The 13,933-nt window shown below is 55.8% G+C and carries 11 protein-coding genes and 2 pseudogenes; 7 read left to right on the forward strand and 6 right to left on the reverse strand.

The annotated features are described in order from the left end of the window. Positions 1 to 79 precede the first annotated feature (79 nt). Positions 80 to 1,105: a hypothetical protein gene (locus ACOYXE_RS18710; protein ID WP_460926404.1), complete on the forward strand. Its 1,026-nt coding sequence runs from the start codon at positions 80 to 82 to the stop codon at positions 1,103 to 1,105. A gap of 159 nt (positions 1,106 to 1,264) precedes the next feature. Here ACOYXE_RS18710 and ACOYXE_RS18715 read toward each other — a convergent pair whose 3' ends face one another. Both ACOYXE_RS18715 and ACOYXE_RS18720 read right to left on the reverse strand, forming a co-directional pair. Further along, positions 1,265 to 2,119, reverse strand: a complete 855-nt coding sequence (locus ACOYXE_RS18715) for a hypothetical protein (protein ID WP_460926405.1) — start codon at positions 2,117 to 2,119, stop codon at positions 1,265 to 1,267. A 544-nt stretch (positions 2,120 to 2,663) separates the two neighbouring features. After that, positions 2,664 to 3,704 carry a DMT family transporter gene (locus ACOYXE_RS18720; protein ID WP_460926406.1) on the reverse strand — a complete coding sequence of 347 codons (1,041 nt, stop codon included), beginning with the start codon at positions 3,702 to 3,704 and terminating at the stop codon, positions 2,664 to 2,666. Positions 3,705 to 4,011: 307 nt separating this feature from the next. Here ACOYXE_RS18720 and ACOYXE_RS18725 point away from each other — a divergent pair. The 4 genes and pseudogenes from ACOYXE_RS18725 to ACOYXE_RS18740 all read left to right on the forward strand — a co-directional run bounded on the left by ACOYXE_RS18725 (position 4,012) and on the right by ACOYXE_RS18740 (position 8,154). After that, positions 4,012 to 5,252: pseudogene (locus ACOYXE_RS18725) on the forward strand (DUF2252 domain-containing protein). Positions 5,253 to 5,428: 176 nt separating this feature from the next. Beyond that, the gene (locus tag ACOYXE_RS18730; RefSeq protein ID WP_460926407.1) at positions 5,429 to 5,800 is read left to right on the forward strand and encodes a DUF6124 family protein; all 372 of its coding nucleotides are present in this window, start codon (positions 5,429 to 5,431) and stop codon (positions 5,798 to 5,800) included. A 259-nt stretch (positions 5,801 to 6,059) separates the two neighbouring features. Then, positions 6,060 to 6,647, forward strand: a complete 588-nt coding sequence (gene rimJ, locus ACOYXE_RS18735) for a ribosomal protein S5-alanine N-acetyltransferase (protein ID WP_405122337.1) — start codon at positions 6,060 to 6,062, stop codon at positions 6,645 to 6,647. A 67-nt stretch (positions 6,648 to 6,714) separates the two neighbouring features. Then, positions 6,715 to 8,154: an ArnT family glycosyltransferase gene (locus tag ACOYXE_RS18740; RefSeq protein WP_460926408.1), complete on the forward strand. Its 1,440-nt coding sequence runs from the start codon at positions 6,715 to 6,717 to the stop codon at positions 8,152 to 8,154. A gap of 66 nt (positions 8,155 to 8,220) precedes the next feature. Here the strand turns inward: ACOYXE_RS18740 and ACOYXE_RS18745 are convergent, their stop codons facing one another. Together ACOYXE_RS18745 and pmrG are read right to left on the reverse strand one after the other, a co-directional pair. Beyond that, positions 8,221 to 9,042, reverse strand: coding sequence for a phosphatase PAP2 family protein (locus ACOYXE_RS18745; RefSeq protein ID WP_460926409.1), 822 nt, complete (start codon positions 9,040 to 9,042; stop codon positions 8,221 to 8,223). Then, the gene (gene pmrG / locus ACOYXE_RS18750; protein ID WP_460926410.1) at positions 9,039 to 9,710 is read right to left on the reverse strand and encodes a lipopolysaccharide core heptose(II)-phosphate phosphatase PmrG; all 672 of its coding nucleotides are present in this window, start codon (positions 9,708 to 9,710) and stop codon (positions 9,039 to 9,041) included. Before pmrG ends, ACOYXE_RS18745 begins: the two co-directional genes overlap by 4 nt. Positions 9,711 to 10,098: 388 nt before the next feature. Between pmrG and ACOYXE_RS18755 the strand changes: the two are divergent. Together ACOYXE_RS18755 and ACOYXE_RS18760 are read left to right on the forward strand one after the other, a co-directional pair. Next, positions 10,099 to 10,977 (forward strand): annotated as a pseudogene (locus tag ACOYXE_RS18755) (methyl-accepting chemotaxis protein); the annotation flags it as partial. Positions 10,978 to 11,178: 201 nt separating this feature from the next. Then, a complete protein-coding gene (locus ACOYXE_RS18760) occupies positions 11,179 to 11,883 on the forward strand; it encodes a methyl-accepting chemotaxis protein (RefSeq protein WP_371919303.1) in 705 nt (234 codons plus the stop codon). A 294-nt stretch (positions 11,884 to 12,177) separates the two neighbouring features. Here ACOYXE_RS18760 and ACOYXE_RS18765 read toward each other — a convergent pair whose 3' ends face one another. Then, on the reverse strand, positions 12,178 to 12,426 hold the full coding sequence (locus ACOYXE_RS18765; protein ID WP_460926411.1) for a FitA-like ribbon-helix-helix domain-containing protein: 249 nt from the start codon (positions 12,424 to 12,426) through the stop codon (positions 12,178 to 12,180). A 76-nt stretch (positions 12,427 to 12,502) separates the two neighbouring features. Continuing rightward, the gene (locus tag ACOYXE_RS18770) at positions 12,503 to 13,876 is read right to left on the reverse strand and encodes a DUF1329 domain-containing protein (protein ID WP_405122341.1); all 1,374 of its coding nucleotides are present in this window, start codon (positions 13,874 to 13,876) and stop codon (positions 12,503 to 12,505) included. Between the last annotated feature and the right edge of the window lie 57 nt (positions 13,877 to 13,933).

A 13,933-nucleotide genomic window follows, 5' to 3' on the forward strand; every position in this document is an offset into this window, starting at 1 on the left:
TATTACCTCTTTCTATGCTTAACTCAATTCGCTTCAATTCGCTCCTTTCATTTTCAATACTCAATATGGATTTAAACCCATGAAAAAAAGAGATGAAGCTTTTTCTATTGAAATCCGCGACCCGGACTCGATAGATAAATCCCCTATAGTTAAAACAGAAAACATTAATGATTCGCTACTTTTAATCTTCAAAGAAAAAAGCATCTACAAGTTAATAACTGCAGACTCGACAGACCCGGAAGGGACGTACCCAGACACTGGACACACATATGAAAAAATATCAAACCTAGGAGCATCATCACCCTACGTCGCCAGAATATTTATTCAATTCAAAGGCATTATCGATCAAACTTTTCCAGAAGGACCTTTAAAGAAAAGAACAATACAAGAGATATGGAATCTTAATGAGCAACTGTTATCCTGTGCTCAATTTGAACTAAATATCACAGACCAACTTGCCGACATAATTACAAAATGCGATGCACTCATTGAGAGCAACAAGAATACGCTTAATATCCCACCACTTCCAAAATTTAAAAATCTTGAGAATGATGCAAAGTCCTTTCTTTTGGCAGGAAAGCAATTTCTTATAGATTGCTTTAAAATAATCAGCACTCTAACAGATGTTCCGATATCCCCTAGAGAAGAAGCACACTTCGAGAAACATATAAAGTGGCTAGATCAGAATCGTCCATCGCTACACGAGCTAGTATTAGCACTGAACAATGATCTCCCTTGGATTCGTCGACTATCAGAATGCCGAAATGCAATTGAACATCCAGGTCCCGGACAATTGCTTACCATACAAAATACAAAACTCCATCCAGGAAATAAATTTTCACTTCCTACATGGAGCTACGATCTTACGAAAAAACTAAGCCTACAAGAACTTTCGGTTCCCATCCATTTAGAGATGGAAACATACTTAAATAACATGTTGGATTTCCTAGAAGAAATCCTTCTTTTTTGCATCTCTGACAAAATCTCTAGCAATAGAATGTTTTCTATTTATCAGCATGACGAAAAGTCTATAAACCAAGCCTGTCCCGTTCGATACTACGCCGGTGTGAGCGCAGATTTTTACTCAAAAATAAAGAAAACATAGTTACGATACATTAGAACTCTAATTTAGTTCTGCTCCCGCTTTTAGTGAACGGGGATTAAGTCACAAAAATTGGGAGCAGACCACTGTTATCTATAACGTAGTCTGACTCCAAACTTTCCTGACTTCCACCGAGTATATACGATACATTTATATGTTAATTTAGCTATTGAAAATGTCAAGCCATCTTTTGCGCCGCTTTATAGCTGTTTTATCTGCCAACAGAAAGTAAAAGAAATCCTCAAAGTGAGGAACGATCATTGTCGGTTTGCCATGACTCATTTCGTACTCACTTGCTTTGTGTGACATGGCTTCAAGCAGAAGGTGAATAGGGCGAAGTATTTCTACCAGTCTCCAAATCACCAAAGGGGAACTCTTCTGAATTACGTATTGACGATGAAGGCAGTCAAAGACCATCATAGGGCGACCTGATTCGTTCAAGTAAGTGGTGAAACCATTTGGTTGTCCTGTCCTGTCCATGTTATAAATAAGATCCATCGCACTTTTTTGTATGACTTGATAAGGTGTATGTTGTTCATAGACGGAGCGGGCGATCTTCAACCACTTATCTAATGGGCTACGATCCATCTTCGCCTCGCACACTTCATTCAAATTGAAGTAGCGAGAGTTCATTGCATATTCAGTGAAAAAGTCAATCAGGTCTTGATCCTCAGCACTCAAGGTCGGTTGTTCTGTTCGCCTTGGACTATATACCGGTATCAGCTTCATACATTCGCCATATAAGCTCTTTATATCGTGTCCAAACTGATTTCTCAGCTGCTTTATTGTTGGCGTTGAGTAGTGGTTCGTAAGCATGTAATTAGTAATAATAGCCAGCTTTAAAATTCGTTCCACCCCTATAGAAATATTAAAAAAAGAAGAATAGAAGTAGCCATCTTTGTCTTGAAAAAAATTTGCTTTTAGAAGGAGATCGAAGCCGGAGAGAATTGAGTTCTTTGTCAGGTGAGCCTCTTGAGCCAATAAGGTGAATTTCTTGTCAAATCCAATCTGCTTCATGTCGATTAGTCCCGTTGGCGCAAGTTATATAGTAAGAGACAAGTTTCTTGATCCGATTTTTGACTCATTTTTCACGAATACGAAACCTTTAACCAATAAGAGATTTACTTTGGATATGGAATTATCAGCGGAGTAAGCACATGGTAGACCACTATCTTCCTCAGGAGGAAGATAGTTATAGGCACAAAACCAAAAGAAAAGACGCTCGATCGACGATCTGCTTCTGACTGATTGCTGTATGTTGTCCCGACAGCGGAGGGAGTTCACTCATTATAGATACGAAGTGCGTCAGCTCGGATGTGCACGGTTGTCAGATCGAATACAAGCAGACGGTCAAGCGGAATACAATTGCACACGGTATTCCAGTTGGTATTCCAACGAATAACAAAATAAGATATTAGCTATAAAAATCAACGAAATCGAACACGGATTCAGATTACCCCGGCCCAACTCTCTACGACAAAGCCCGCCTCGTACGGGTTTTGTTGCATCTCGCCGCCCCATCCTGCCCCCACCGCCAAAAACCAATCCCTGCCCACACACCTCAATGCTCATGCCGATGATGCACATCAGGAAAATGCGCATGGCTATGCCGCATCGGCGTATGCAAATGCGGATGACTGTGCGGCTCTGTTCCATCCCATTCAAACCCGTGCGTATGCTGGTGATGCTCATCGTGTGTGTGGCGATGTTCATGCTCAAGCCGTTCGTGCTGATGCTCATGAGCATGGTTCTCCATCAGATGAATCCACACCCCCACAGCCATCAACGCTGCTGCGAGCAGGAACATCAGCGATACCGACTCGCCTAGTAGCAGAATCGAGATCGCTGCGCCCAGAAACGGCGCGGTGGAAAAGTACGCGCCGGTGCGCGCACTGCCCAGTCCGCGCAGGGCGAGGACGAACATCACCAGGCTGACGCCGTAGCCGAGAAACCCGACCAGCAGGATGGGCATCAGCGAGTCGGCTGCGGGCAGTTGTTTGCCGATGAATAAGGCGAGGCTGCAGTTAACCACACCCGCCACAAGACCTTTGCTGCCCGCGATAAACAGTGCATCCGAGGCAGAGACCTTACGCGTCAGGTTGTTGTCGATGGCCCAGCAAAAGCAGGCGAAGGCGACGGCCAGCGGGCCTGTCCAGTCCTGCGCCGACACGGCCTCTTGCGGCCAGGACAACACGACACCGCCGGCCACGATGGCGAGCATGCCGATCACGATTCGCCGATCGGCATTTTCCTTGAACACTAGCCACGCCAGCAGTGCCGTGAGCACTGATTCCAGATTGAGCATCAGTGACGCGCTCGCGCCGGACGTTCTGGTCAAACCGAACATCAATGCCACCGGCGCCAGCACGCCGCCGAAGCCGATGGCTCCGACCAGCCACGGCCATTCGCCGGTGCCGAGTCCGGAACGCTGCCAACCTCGATCGCGGGCAAAGCGCAGGACGGTCAAACCCAGACCGCTGCCCAGATAGAGCAATCCGGCCGATAGAATCGGTGAAATCTGTACGCCCAGCAGCTTGGCGAGTGGCGTACTGGCGCCAAACAACGCTGCTGCAACCAACGCGTAAAGCACGCTCACATTCATGACGGGATCACTCGCTCGGGCCGATGGAATACCGGCAATGATCATGGCAAAACTCAGAGTTCACGTCACCGGACTCAAGCCAGCGGATAAACCCCGGAAGCGCTTCTACACTCACAGTGCCCTTACGCCAGACCGAGCCCCCATGACCGCACTCAAAGACCGCATGCAACAAGGCAAGGACGCCCGCAAGCATTGCCCGCGCAGCGCTCAGGCATCCACCGGCAAAATGAACCGTGACCCGATTCCGTTGATCAAGGCCTCCAGCCAGGGCCGCGTCGCGTCGCTGGTCGAGCTGCGTTACGGGCGCATGCTGGTGTCGCCGTTCACGTTCTTTCGCGGCAATGCCTTGTTGCAGGCGCACGATTTGTCGGGCACGGCGAACATGGGCCTGAACTTGCCCATCTGTGGTGACTGCCATCTGATGAATTTCGGCGGTTTCGCCACGCCTGAGCGCAATCTGCTGTTCAGCGTCAACGATTTCGACGAAGCACATCCCGGGCCGTGGGAGTGGGATCTGAAGCGTCTCGCGGCGAGTTTCGTGGTGGCTGCCCGCGATTTGCGCCACGGCGAATCGGTCGAGGAACAGGTGTGCCGTGAAATGGTCGGCGCCTATCAGACGACGTTGCTGGAATGCGCCGAACAGAGTTCGCTGGAAAACTGGTACGAATCCATCAGCTACAACGATCTGCTCGCTCAGGCGCGCAAAAGTACCCTCGAACATGTGGAGCGCGCCATCGAAAAGTCTGAGCGGCGTACCCACGCCGAGCTGTTGCCTAAAATCAGTGAACGCGATGCCAGTGGTCGTCTGATTATTCGCGATGACCTGCCGGAAATTTTCCACCTGCACAAAAACACCACGCTGCTGGACGCCGACGATGACTGGCTGCGGTTGTCAGACTGGCGACCTCTATACGATGCGTTCATGCGTGATTATCGAAACACGCTGCAACCTGACCGTCGCGAGCTGCTCTCACGCTTTCACGCCCAGGACATGGCCTTCAAAGTGGTCGGCGTCGGCAGTGTCGGTACGCGCTGCCTGGTGGCGCTGTTGACCGACGATCAGGAATTTCCGTTGTTTCTGCAGTTCAAGGAAGCGCGACGTTCGGTGCTCGCCGATTACGTCAAAGTCAAATCGCGCACGCGCACGAAGGCCAACGAGTGGTCGAGGGGCAGCGGTTGATGCAGGCCGCCAGCGATCTTTTTCTCGGCTGGACCACCGGTCCCAGCGGTCGGCACTTCTATGTGCGGCAACTGCGCGACATGAAAATCTCCGCTGAGCTTGAGACCTTCGACGCCGAAACCTTCGCCGCCTATGGACGTGTGTGCGGCCGAGCCCTCGCCCGGGCACATGCCAAGGCATCCGGCCTCGCGGCGCAAATCAGCGGTTACATTGGCAAAGGCGATGCGCTGGCGGATGCGCTGCTGAAGTACGCGCAAAGTTACACCGCACAAAACGAACGCGACTTCGAGCGCTTCCAGATGGCTTGTCGCAAGGGCCGTTTGCGCGCCCGGTCAGAAGCTGATTTTGCCGCTGACCATATGCCTTGAGTGGGGCCGGCTCCTCCTTCCCACACCGAACGTCCTAGGAAAATTCCCGCAACACGCGTCGACTTTGGTGAACTGGTGGACAGTTCCTCAGGACGTTACGCTCCACGACCACTGCCATCCAACGGACGGTTTGGCAGCCGCAACTGCAGTGAATGTTCACTCCACGGAGCTACGTCATGAAAAAGACCCCACAACTTTCGCTGGTTGGCTCGGCACCGTCCGACGCGCCCGCTTCCAGCACCCAACCTCAGTCGAACAACACCGCACGCGCCGAGGCGACCCGTCGGCGGCGTAGCGTCCCGCTCAATCAACTCATCAGGGTGCGCGACGATGTCGACACACTGACCCTGCTCACCCACGCCAGCGAGATTCTCGACTCCCTCGTCGCCATCAGCGCAAACCTTACCGATGAGTTCGACGGCTCGAAACGCCATGTGGCGGTAGCCATGAAGCAACTGAGCGCACTGGCCGAGATCCTGGTCTGCCGGGCGCGGGACAATCTTGACCCGCAGGGACCGCAAACCAGCGGGCCTGAAACCCGCCATTGACGGGTGAAACTGTAGAGTCGCACCGTCGCTCGGGTGAGCATCGGACAACGCCGAGCCGCCCATCGAGATGAATTTTTCTTCACTGCAGCTGCGCGGCCAAGCCTTGTACAGTCCGCTCGCTCATTCAAGAAACTACGGTTCGCCCGCGCTCCTGCGGGCTTTTTTTTGCCTCGGATTTACCGCGTCAGCCTGTGAGGGCTTGCTCTCCCACAGGTGAGTGCGCCAACCTGCCGGAAGATCCGCCACTCCGGAGTATCCGATGCCGCTGTTGACCCTGCCCTGCCAACGCCTGACGCTCGCAATATTCGCTCCGGATCAGGCCGAACTTGAAAGCGAGTTCTACCAGCGCAACCGGCGCCACCTCGCGCCATGGTCGCCGATCCGCACCACCGAATATTTTTCCACCGAGCAGATTCGCCGACGCCTTGAAATACAGGCCAGCGCATTCGAGGCCGGGCTGGCCATGCACTTCGCGCTGTTGACCCCGGACGGCCAGCAAATGATCGGCGCCTGCAACTTCAGCGGCATTATTCGCGGGGCCTTTCAGGCGTGTTATCTGGGCTATCACATTGATGAAGCCCAACAGGGACAGGGCTTGATGCATGAAGCGCTGGAGGCTGGTATCGACTACATGTTCGATATCCAGAACCTGCATCGGATCATGGCTAACTACATTCCCGGCAATGAGCGCAGTGAGCGCTTGCTTGAGCGTCTGGGCTTCGAACGTGAGGGTTACGCCAAGGCGTATCTGAACATTGCCGGGCGCTGGCAGGATCATGTGCTGACGGCCCTGGTCAATCCGCTGTTCGAAACGCCGGAGAAGCGTTGGTCACGACAACTGGCCTAGCTTCACAATTTATTCAGGATTGCCGCCGTATGCTCAGGCTCCCGCCCCTTCCGGTTGCCTGAAAGCCATGTCGCGTGCCGCCACTTCGCTGTTTCTGCTTGCCGCCCTGCTGTTTTTCTTCGGCTTGGGCGGCCACCAATTGCAAGGCTCCACCGAGGCCCGCGTCGCCGGGATCGCCATGGAGATGCACCTTGATAACGATTGGGTGACGCCTCGCCTGTTCGGCGAACCGTTTCTGGAAAAACCACCACTGAGTCTGTGGCTGGATGCTGGCGCCATGCGTGTGTTCGGTGTTTCACCGTGGGCCGTGCGGCTGGCGTCGGCGGTGGCTGGCTTGCTCAGCGTGATGCTGCTGTACGGCATGTTGCGCCGCTTTGAACGGCCGAAAATGATTGCCTGGACGGCGGGCATTCTGCTCGCGACTATGGCCAGTTACTGGAGCAATGTGCGCGGGGTCGGTGAGGATGCTTTGCTCGCCCTCGGAGTGACCATGGCGCTGCTGGCCTTTTTCCAGGCGCAACGGGCGTCGACCGCGAGCAACTTGCTGTTGTTTGTCGTCGGGATCGCCATCGCTACATTGAGCAAAGGTGTGCTGGGGCTGGCCATGCCGGGAGTGGTGATTTTCGCCTATCTGCTGGCCGACAACCTGATGGACAAGCGCCTGAAAATCACCGATTGGCTGCGGCCGGGCTTACTGACCCTGGTCGGCTTGATTCCGCTGCTGATCTGGCTCGTCATCCTCTTCCAGCACGGCGGCGCACAAGCCGTCAGAGAAGTGCTGTTGACCAACAGCGTCGGACGCTTCAGCGGATCGTTCGTCGAGGCCGGGCACTATGAGCCGTTCTATTACTACCTCGCCAAACTGCCGGAAGCCTTTCTGCCGTGGAACATTCTGGTGTACCTGGGGCTCTGGCATTTCCGCAAACAACTGAAAGCCAACCGTTACCTGCTGTTTTTCAGCCTGTGGATCGTGGCGCAGTTCATCATGCTCACGTTGGCGTCGAGCAAACGCACGGTGTACCTGATGTCGATGACACCGGCCGCCGCGGTGATCGCAGCGGAGTATGCGGGCGTGCTGTTCGATCGCTTGAAGCAGTACGAATCCGGCAATGGATTCGTAGGCCGAATCGCCCGTCACCGTCAGACATTGGCAATGGGTTTACTCACGCTGGTAATCGGCAGTTATCTCGCCGCCGCGCAGTGGGCGCTGCCTCATGCCGACAAAAAGCTTTCGTTCCTGCCGTTGAGTGCAGAGATTCAGACGCTGCAAACCGCCGGGCATCAAGTCGCGCTGTTTCAGGCCAACGAGCGGGTCGGTGGCGCGACGGTCTTCTATACTCAGCAAGTACTCAAAGGGCTGGATACCGAAGCGCAGTTGCGAGATTTCCTCACGGCCTCGCCCTCGCATGTCGCGGTGATGGCTGGTGACAGTGAGCCCGCGCCGCCTCTGAAAGTGCTCAAAACCATGATGGTTGGGCGTCAGGCGTATTACTTCGTCGGCTATTGAGGCCTGCGCAGCCGCATAAAAAAACCCGCCGGTGGTTGGCGGGTTTTTCATTTCATCCGAACGGGTTCAGAGAGAAACCTCTGGCTGAGCACTGAAAGCTTTCTGCGTGCGCTTGCTCAGCACCGGCACATCCAGCCGTGCCCGCCCGTAAAAGGCCAGCGCCGTCAGCAAACACGCCAGCCAGACGAAGATCCCGGCCCAGAAGGTGTGGGACATGTAGTGCCAGCCTTGCAGGACGCGAGTAGTGCCATAAACGAATCCCAGCAACAGCGAGCCCCACAAGATTGCACTGGAAAAACGCCATTGATAGCGCCGCGCCACGAAATACAGCGCCAGCATGGTGAAGCCGCCCGACGCATGACCACCCGGCCAGCACCGGCCACTACCGGCTTCATGGAACAGTTGAAAGTTGCTGTACCACTCAATGTGGGCCATTTTTCCGCCGTACAGTGTGGTCTCGATCGGGCAGTAAACGCTGGTGTGGGATTTGAGGAAGTGGATCACCCCGGTGCAAACCGCAAATGCGACCACCACAAACAGAAAATCCCTACGGTAATCAGCGGCAAATCGCAGCACCGGCGCGACTTTGCTGCGCTCCAGCATTGCACCGAGTCGCGGACGTTTGTGCGGATTGACCAACGGCCAGACCACCGATAGCAGCGCGCCGATCAGGGCGATTTCCGCCGTCCAGTTGGGAATGATCCGCGCCCATTTATGCGTGAGCTTCTCAAAGAATTGGATTTTGTCGAGCGGGAAGGACTGCGTCAGCGGATCGAACAACAGGTTGCTGAAGGCGATGTCGATTCTGGTCATGTCGAACATCAGGAACACCAGCGCCGCACAGGCGAGCGGAATACCAAAATTGTAAGCGTAGAAACGGGATTTCATCGGGTGGTCACCGTGCGCCAGTCGGAGGCTTCAATAAAGCCGAGCATCTTGGGAGCCGCCGGGCTGGCAGCGGAAACAAACAATGACGAGCCGTAACCCATGTCCGAAGTCGGCACTTTGAGGTCTTTCTCGATCTGCGCCATGCATTCGCTGTGGGTCACCAGTACCAGATTGCGACCGGGAACCTTATGGGCCAACGCGTCCTGCAACATGCGGCCCCGGCAGTTGATCAGCCAGTCGTCACCGCTGGCGGCATGGTTGAACATGTAACCGGCGGTCTGCACCGTGCGCATCGACGGGCTGTTATAGATGTCGGCGTTGTTCAGGCCCAGTTGTTCGAACCTTGCACCGACCGCCACCGCGACACTGCGCGAGCGATCGGTGATGCCGTCGTTGCCACTCAGGCACGCGGCTTTCGAGTGATCGCAGCGCTCGACGTGACGCACCAGCACGATCATCTCGCCCTTGGCCCAACCGGCTGCCAGCGCCTGCGCACCAGCCGCATTGCCATGCGCGAGATCCGGCACTGCCGCCGGCGCCAGCAACCACAGGGTCAAAGGGATCACCAATACCGATGCCGCCAACACCACCCAAGTGTTGCGAAAACGCGCCAAAAAGCTCAGATCGATCGAGCGTTTGACGCCGAACAGACTCAGTCTCAATTCCACAAAAACCGCCTCGCCACTGTGCATCACGGGTTCATTCGATGCGGCGAAGGTACAGAGGCGCGCGTGGGCAGCCAGTGAAACCCATGTGAAAAAAGTCTTGGGATCCGATGTTACAAATTCCGTAGGACAAAATCCTTTCAGCTCTGGGAAATGCGGCCGATACAAACCTGCTAACACCCTTGCTGGCTCAAAAAAACAACAATCTTCCAGCCTAACCGACGACAAGAAACCCAACGTTTCTGGAGGATTTTTGATGAATAGCTGGTTCGGCAACATCAGCGTGAACATGAAACTGGGCCTGGGCTTCGGCCTCGTGCTGGCCCTGACCTGCGTGCTGGCCCTGACAGGCTGGACCAGCCTCGGTGGCCTGATCGACCGCAGCAACTGGATGAGCGACATCACCCAGCTCAACGCCGGTCTGACCAAACTGCGCGTGGTGCGTCTGCAATACATGCTGACCAATGGCGATGAAACTGCCGCACAGAATGTGCAGACCACCCTTGAAAGCTTCGCCGCGCAACAACAGAAGCTGATCAACAGTTTCAAGAGCCCGGAAAACGTCAAACTGCTCAAGGAGCAGGCCGCGACCATCGCTGAATACCAGACGTCGCTGAACAAAATGCGCAACGCCTATCGCACCGGCAACAGTGCGCGCGACAGCATGAGCGTGAGTGCCGAGACCGCGTACAACCAGATCGAATCGATCAGCAAGCGCGTACAGCAGATGGACATGAGCGAGCAGCGTTTCGATCAGTTCCAGGCGATCACCGCCGCCAAGGAAGCGTTCATCCTCGCGCGCTACGAAGTGCGCGGTTACACCGCTACCACCAATGCCGAAACCGAGCAGAAAGCCGTTGGCCAACTGGATGTGGCGATCGCCAGCCTCAAGCAACTGAACGTGCATTTCGCCGACTCTCAGCAAGACGCCCTGCGTCAGCTGGAAACCGCACTGGTTAACTATCGCAGCGCATTGATGGCATATAAAAACGCCAACACCGACGCCGTGCAGGCCCGCAAGGAAATGACCGATCAAGGCACTGCGATCGTCAATACCAGTGAACAGCTGTATCAGATTCAGCTCGACCGTCGCGATGTCGAAAGCGCCCAGGCGCGCACCTTCCAGTTGATCAGCACCCTGCTGGCACTGTTGGTCGGTGTGATTGCTGCGGTGATCATCACCCGTCAGATCACCCGTCCGCTGCAAGAAACTCTGGCCGTGGTCGAGCGCATCGCCAGCGGCGACCTGACCCAGAACGTCACCGTCACCCGCCGTGACGAACTCGGCGTGCTGCAACAAGGCATCGCGCGCATGGGCGTAACCTTGCGCGACTTGATCAGCGGCATCCGCGACGGCGTCACCCAGATCGCCAGCGCTGCCGAAGAACTCTCGGCCGTGACCGAGCAGACCAGCGCCGGCGTGAACAGCCAGAAAGTCGAGACCGATCAGGTCGCCACCGCCATGCACGAGATGACCGCCACCGTGCAGGAAGTCGCGCGCAACGCCGAAGAAGCCTCGCAAGCGGCTGCCGCCGCTGACGGCGAAGCCCGCGAAGGCGACAAAGTGGTCAACGAAGCCATCGCCCAGATCGAACGTCTGGCCAGCGAAGTGGTGCGTTCGACCGAAGCCATGAGCGTGCTGCAACAGGAAAGCGACAAGATCGGCAGCGTCATGGACGTGATCAAGGCTGTGGCTGAACAGACCAACCTGCTGGCGCTCAACGCTGCGATCGAAGCCGCCCGTGCCGGTGAAGCCGGTCGTGGATTTGCCGTGGTCGCCGATGAAGTTCGTGGTCTGGCCCAACGCACGCAGAAATCCACCGAAGAAATCGAAGGCCTGGTCGCCGGTCTGCAGAACGGCACCCAGCAAGTCTCGGCCGTGATGAGCAACAGCCGCGCCCTGACCGACAGCAGCGTCGCCCTGACCCGCAAGGCCGGCGCATCGCTGGAAAACATCACCCGTACAGTGTCGAACATCCAGTCGATGAACCAGCAGATCGCCGCCGCTGCAGAACAGCAGAGCGCCGTGGCCGAAGAGATCAGCCGCAGCATCATCAACGTGCGCGACGTGTCAGAACAGACCGCAGCGGCGAGTGATGAGACGGCAGCGTCGAGTGTTGAACTGGCGCGTCTGGGTGGGCAGTTGCAGCAGATGGTCAGCCACTTCCGCGTTTGACCTTCTTACAGCGCTGAAGCAAAAAACCAATCGCGGGCAAGCCCGCTCCCACAGGGTTTGGAGTCGTTCACAGATGTTGTGTTCGACTCATGAACTGTGGGAGCGGGCTTGCCCGCGATTGCATCCGCCCCATCACCCCGATGTCCCGGAAAAAACTCCGCCTAATGTAGGAGCTGCCGCAGGCTGCGATCTTTTGATCTTCGCTTTTGAACAAATCAGAAGCCAGATCAAAAGATCGCAGCCTTCGGCAGCTCCTACATGAAGGTATTCTTCAGCGCGTGCGCATTTCGAGCATCAGCAATCTGGAAAATCCATAACCCTGGCTTTTTCCTGCCGTGAAGGCAAACCAAGGTCGATCCCCCCGACCGAGGAAAAGCGCTGGCGAATCCGGCTACCCAAGCCTCCAGCGCGATCCCTTCTAATCAATGCTCGCCCCAGAATCATGCGAGCTTCTTCCTCGATGGAATTTCCGTTCTGGGCCGCGTTAATCCGTAACTGATCCATGAGCTGACCATCAACATTTCGAATTGTGATGCTGGCCATGATGCCTCCTGCTATCAAGCAAAAATCATTGATCGAGATTAGCATCCATCCGCCCAAGAACAGCCAGCGCAATCACTTACCGCGTCCCACGCTGCCGCAACGCCGACGGCATGAAGTACGCATCCTCCGGCACCGGTTGTGCGAAATCGACAGTCTCCGCCTCTTCGTTATCAAGGTTCTGCACGTAGTAACGACGCGCCTGCAAATCATGGAAAACATCCAGCGCACTCCACGTCGTCGGCAGGTCATAGAAGTTTTTCAGGTAGGCCATCGACACCCGCCACAACTCCCCTCGCCCGTCGTATTGATCGACCAGTGCCGCGCCCCAGCTGTCTTCATCGAGAAACAGCACACGCTTGGAATAGATGTGCCGCGAGCCCGGTTTCAGGTTGCCTTCCACCACCCAAACCCGGTGCAGTTCGTAGCGGGTGTATTGCGGGTTGAGGTGGCCGGGGGTGAGCAACTGCGCGTATTTCACCTCGGGGCTGGCGACTTTGTAGTTGTTGTAGGGGATGTAGATTTCCTGTTTGCCCTTGAGCTTCCACTCGTAGCGATCAGGCGAGCCGTTGAACAGATCGGTGTCGTCGGCAGTGCGCAGTCCATCGGAGGATGCGATCGGCGTGTCGTAGGCGAGGTTCGGCGCGCGACGCACCCGGCGTTGGCCGGCGTCGTAGATCCAGGCCTGGCGTGCGTCCTTGAGCTGATCGAGGGTTTCGTGCACGAGGGCGGCACCGCCGGCCAGTCGCGCCGGGCTTTTCACGAAGGCGAGGTAGTAGAACAGGATGTTTTTCAGGTCGGCGAACTGGCCGTTCGGGCGGTAGTAGTTGAACAGCGCTTCCTGCTGCGAGGTCACCAGCGCGAAGCTGCCATTGCGTTGCACTGGCGCTTCGGAGGCGCGGCGCACGACGTAGATGCCGCGATAGCGGGTGATGTGGTTCCACAACACTTCAACGCCGTCCTTGGGCACCGGGAATGGCACGCCGCCGTAAGCATCGGAGAAGCCGCTGCCGCCTTCGAGCAATTTGGCCGAGGTGGCGTTTTTCAGGGTGTTGTCGTACAGCCATTGCGGCGCTGAGCCGGAGCGGCGGGATGGGTAGATCGGCATCTGGAAGGTGTCGGGGTAGCTGTTGAACAGGGCGATCTGGCCGGGGCTGAGGTGGGCTTTGTATTGGTCGAGATTGGCTTTGGTGATGGTGAACAGCGGTTTGTCCGCTGCGTATGGATCGGGGTGATGCTGACCGGGTTTGTAGCCGGCGGGCGCCTGGGTGATGCCGCCGGTCCAGGAGGGAATCGTGCCGGCAGCGTTGCCCGCGCGCTCGGCGCCCATGGGGGTCAGGGTGGTTTTCAGTTGTTCGGCTTGTTTTGGGGTGATGGCGGCCAGAGCGGCGCTGGCAGCCAGGCCCAACACAAGCCCTAGCGAAGCTTTGGTCAATCTTGAAGTGTGAAACATAATCGATCTCCGAAACGGGAGTGAGGTCTGCAAATCACCGTAGATCCCCTGTAGGAG

The sequence above is a fragment of the Pseudomonas sp. MC6 genome (assembly GCF_054790575.1).

Excerpts from the sequence above, each read along its gene's own strand:
- ACOYXE_RS18710 (WP_460926404.1), top strand. The coding sequence starts at position 80 with ATGAAAAAAAGAGATGAAGCTTTTTCTATTGAAATCCGCGACCCGGAC.
- ACOYXE_RS18715 (WP_460926405.1), bottom strand. The coding sequence starts at position 2,119 with ATGAAGCAGATTGGATTTGACAAGAAATTCACCTTATTGGCTCAAGAG.
- ACOYXE_RS18720 (WP_460926406.1), bottom strand. The coding sequence starts at position 3,704 with ATGAATGTGAGCGTGCTTTACGCGTTGGTTGCAGCAGCGTTGTTTGGC.
- ACOYXE_RS18730 (WP_460926407.1), top strand. The coding sequence starts at position 5,429 with ATGAAAAAGACCCCACAACTTTCGCTGGTTGGCTCGGCACCGTCCGAC.
- rimJ (WP_405122337.1), top strand. The coding sequence starts at position 6,060 with ATGCCGCTGTTGACCCTGCCCTGCCAACGCCTGACGCTCGCAATATTC.
- ACOYXE_RS18740 (WP_460926408.1), top strand. The coding sequence starts at position 6,715 with ATGTCGCGTGCCGCCACTTCGCTGTTTCTGCTTGCCGCCCTGCTGTTT.
- ACOYXE_RS18745 (WP_460926409.1), bottom strand. The coding sequence starts at position 9,042 with ATGAAATCCCGTTTCTACGCTTACAATTTTGGTATTCCGCTCGCCTGT.
- ACOYXE_RS18760 (WP_371919303.1), top strand. The coding sequence starts at position 11,179 with ATGACCGCCACCGTGCAGGAAGTCGCGCGCAACGCCGAAGAAGCCTCG.
- ACOYXE_RS18765 (WP_460926411.1), bottom strand. The coding sequence starts at position 12,426 with ATGGCCAGCATCACAATTCGAAATGTTGATGGTCAGCTCATGGATCAG.
- ACOYXE_RS18770 (WP_405122341.1), bottom strand. The coding sequence starts at position 13,876 with ATGTTTCACACTTCAAGATTGACCAAAGCTTCGCTAGGGCTTGTGTTG.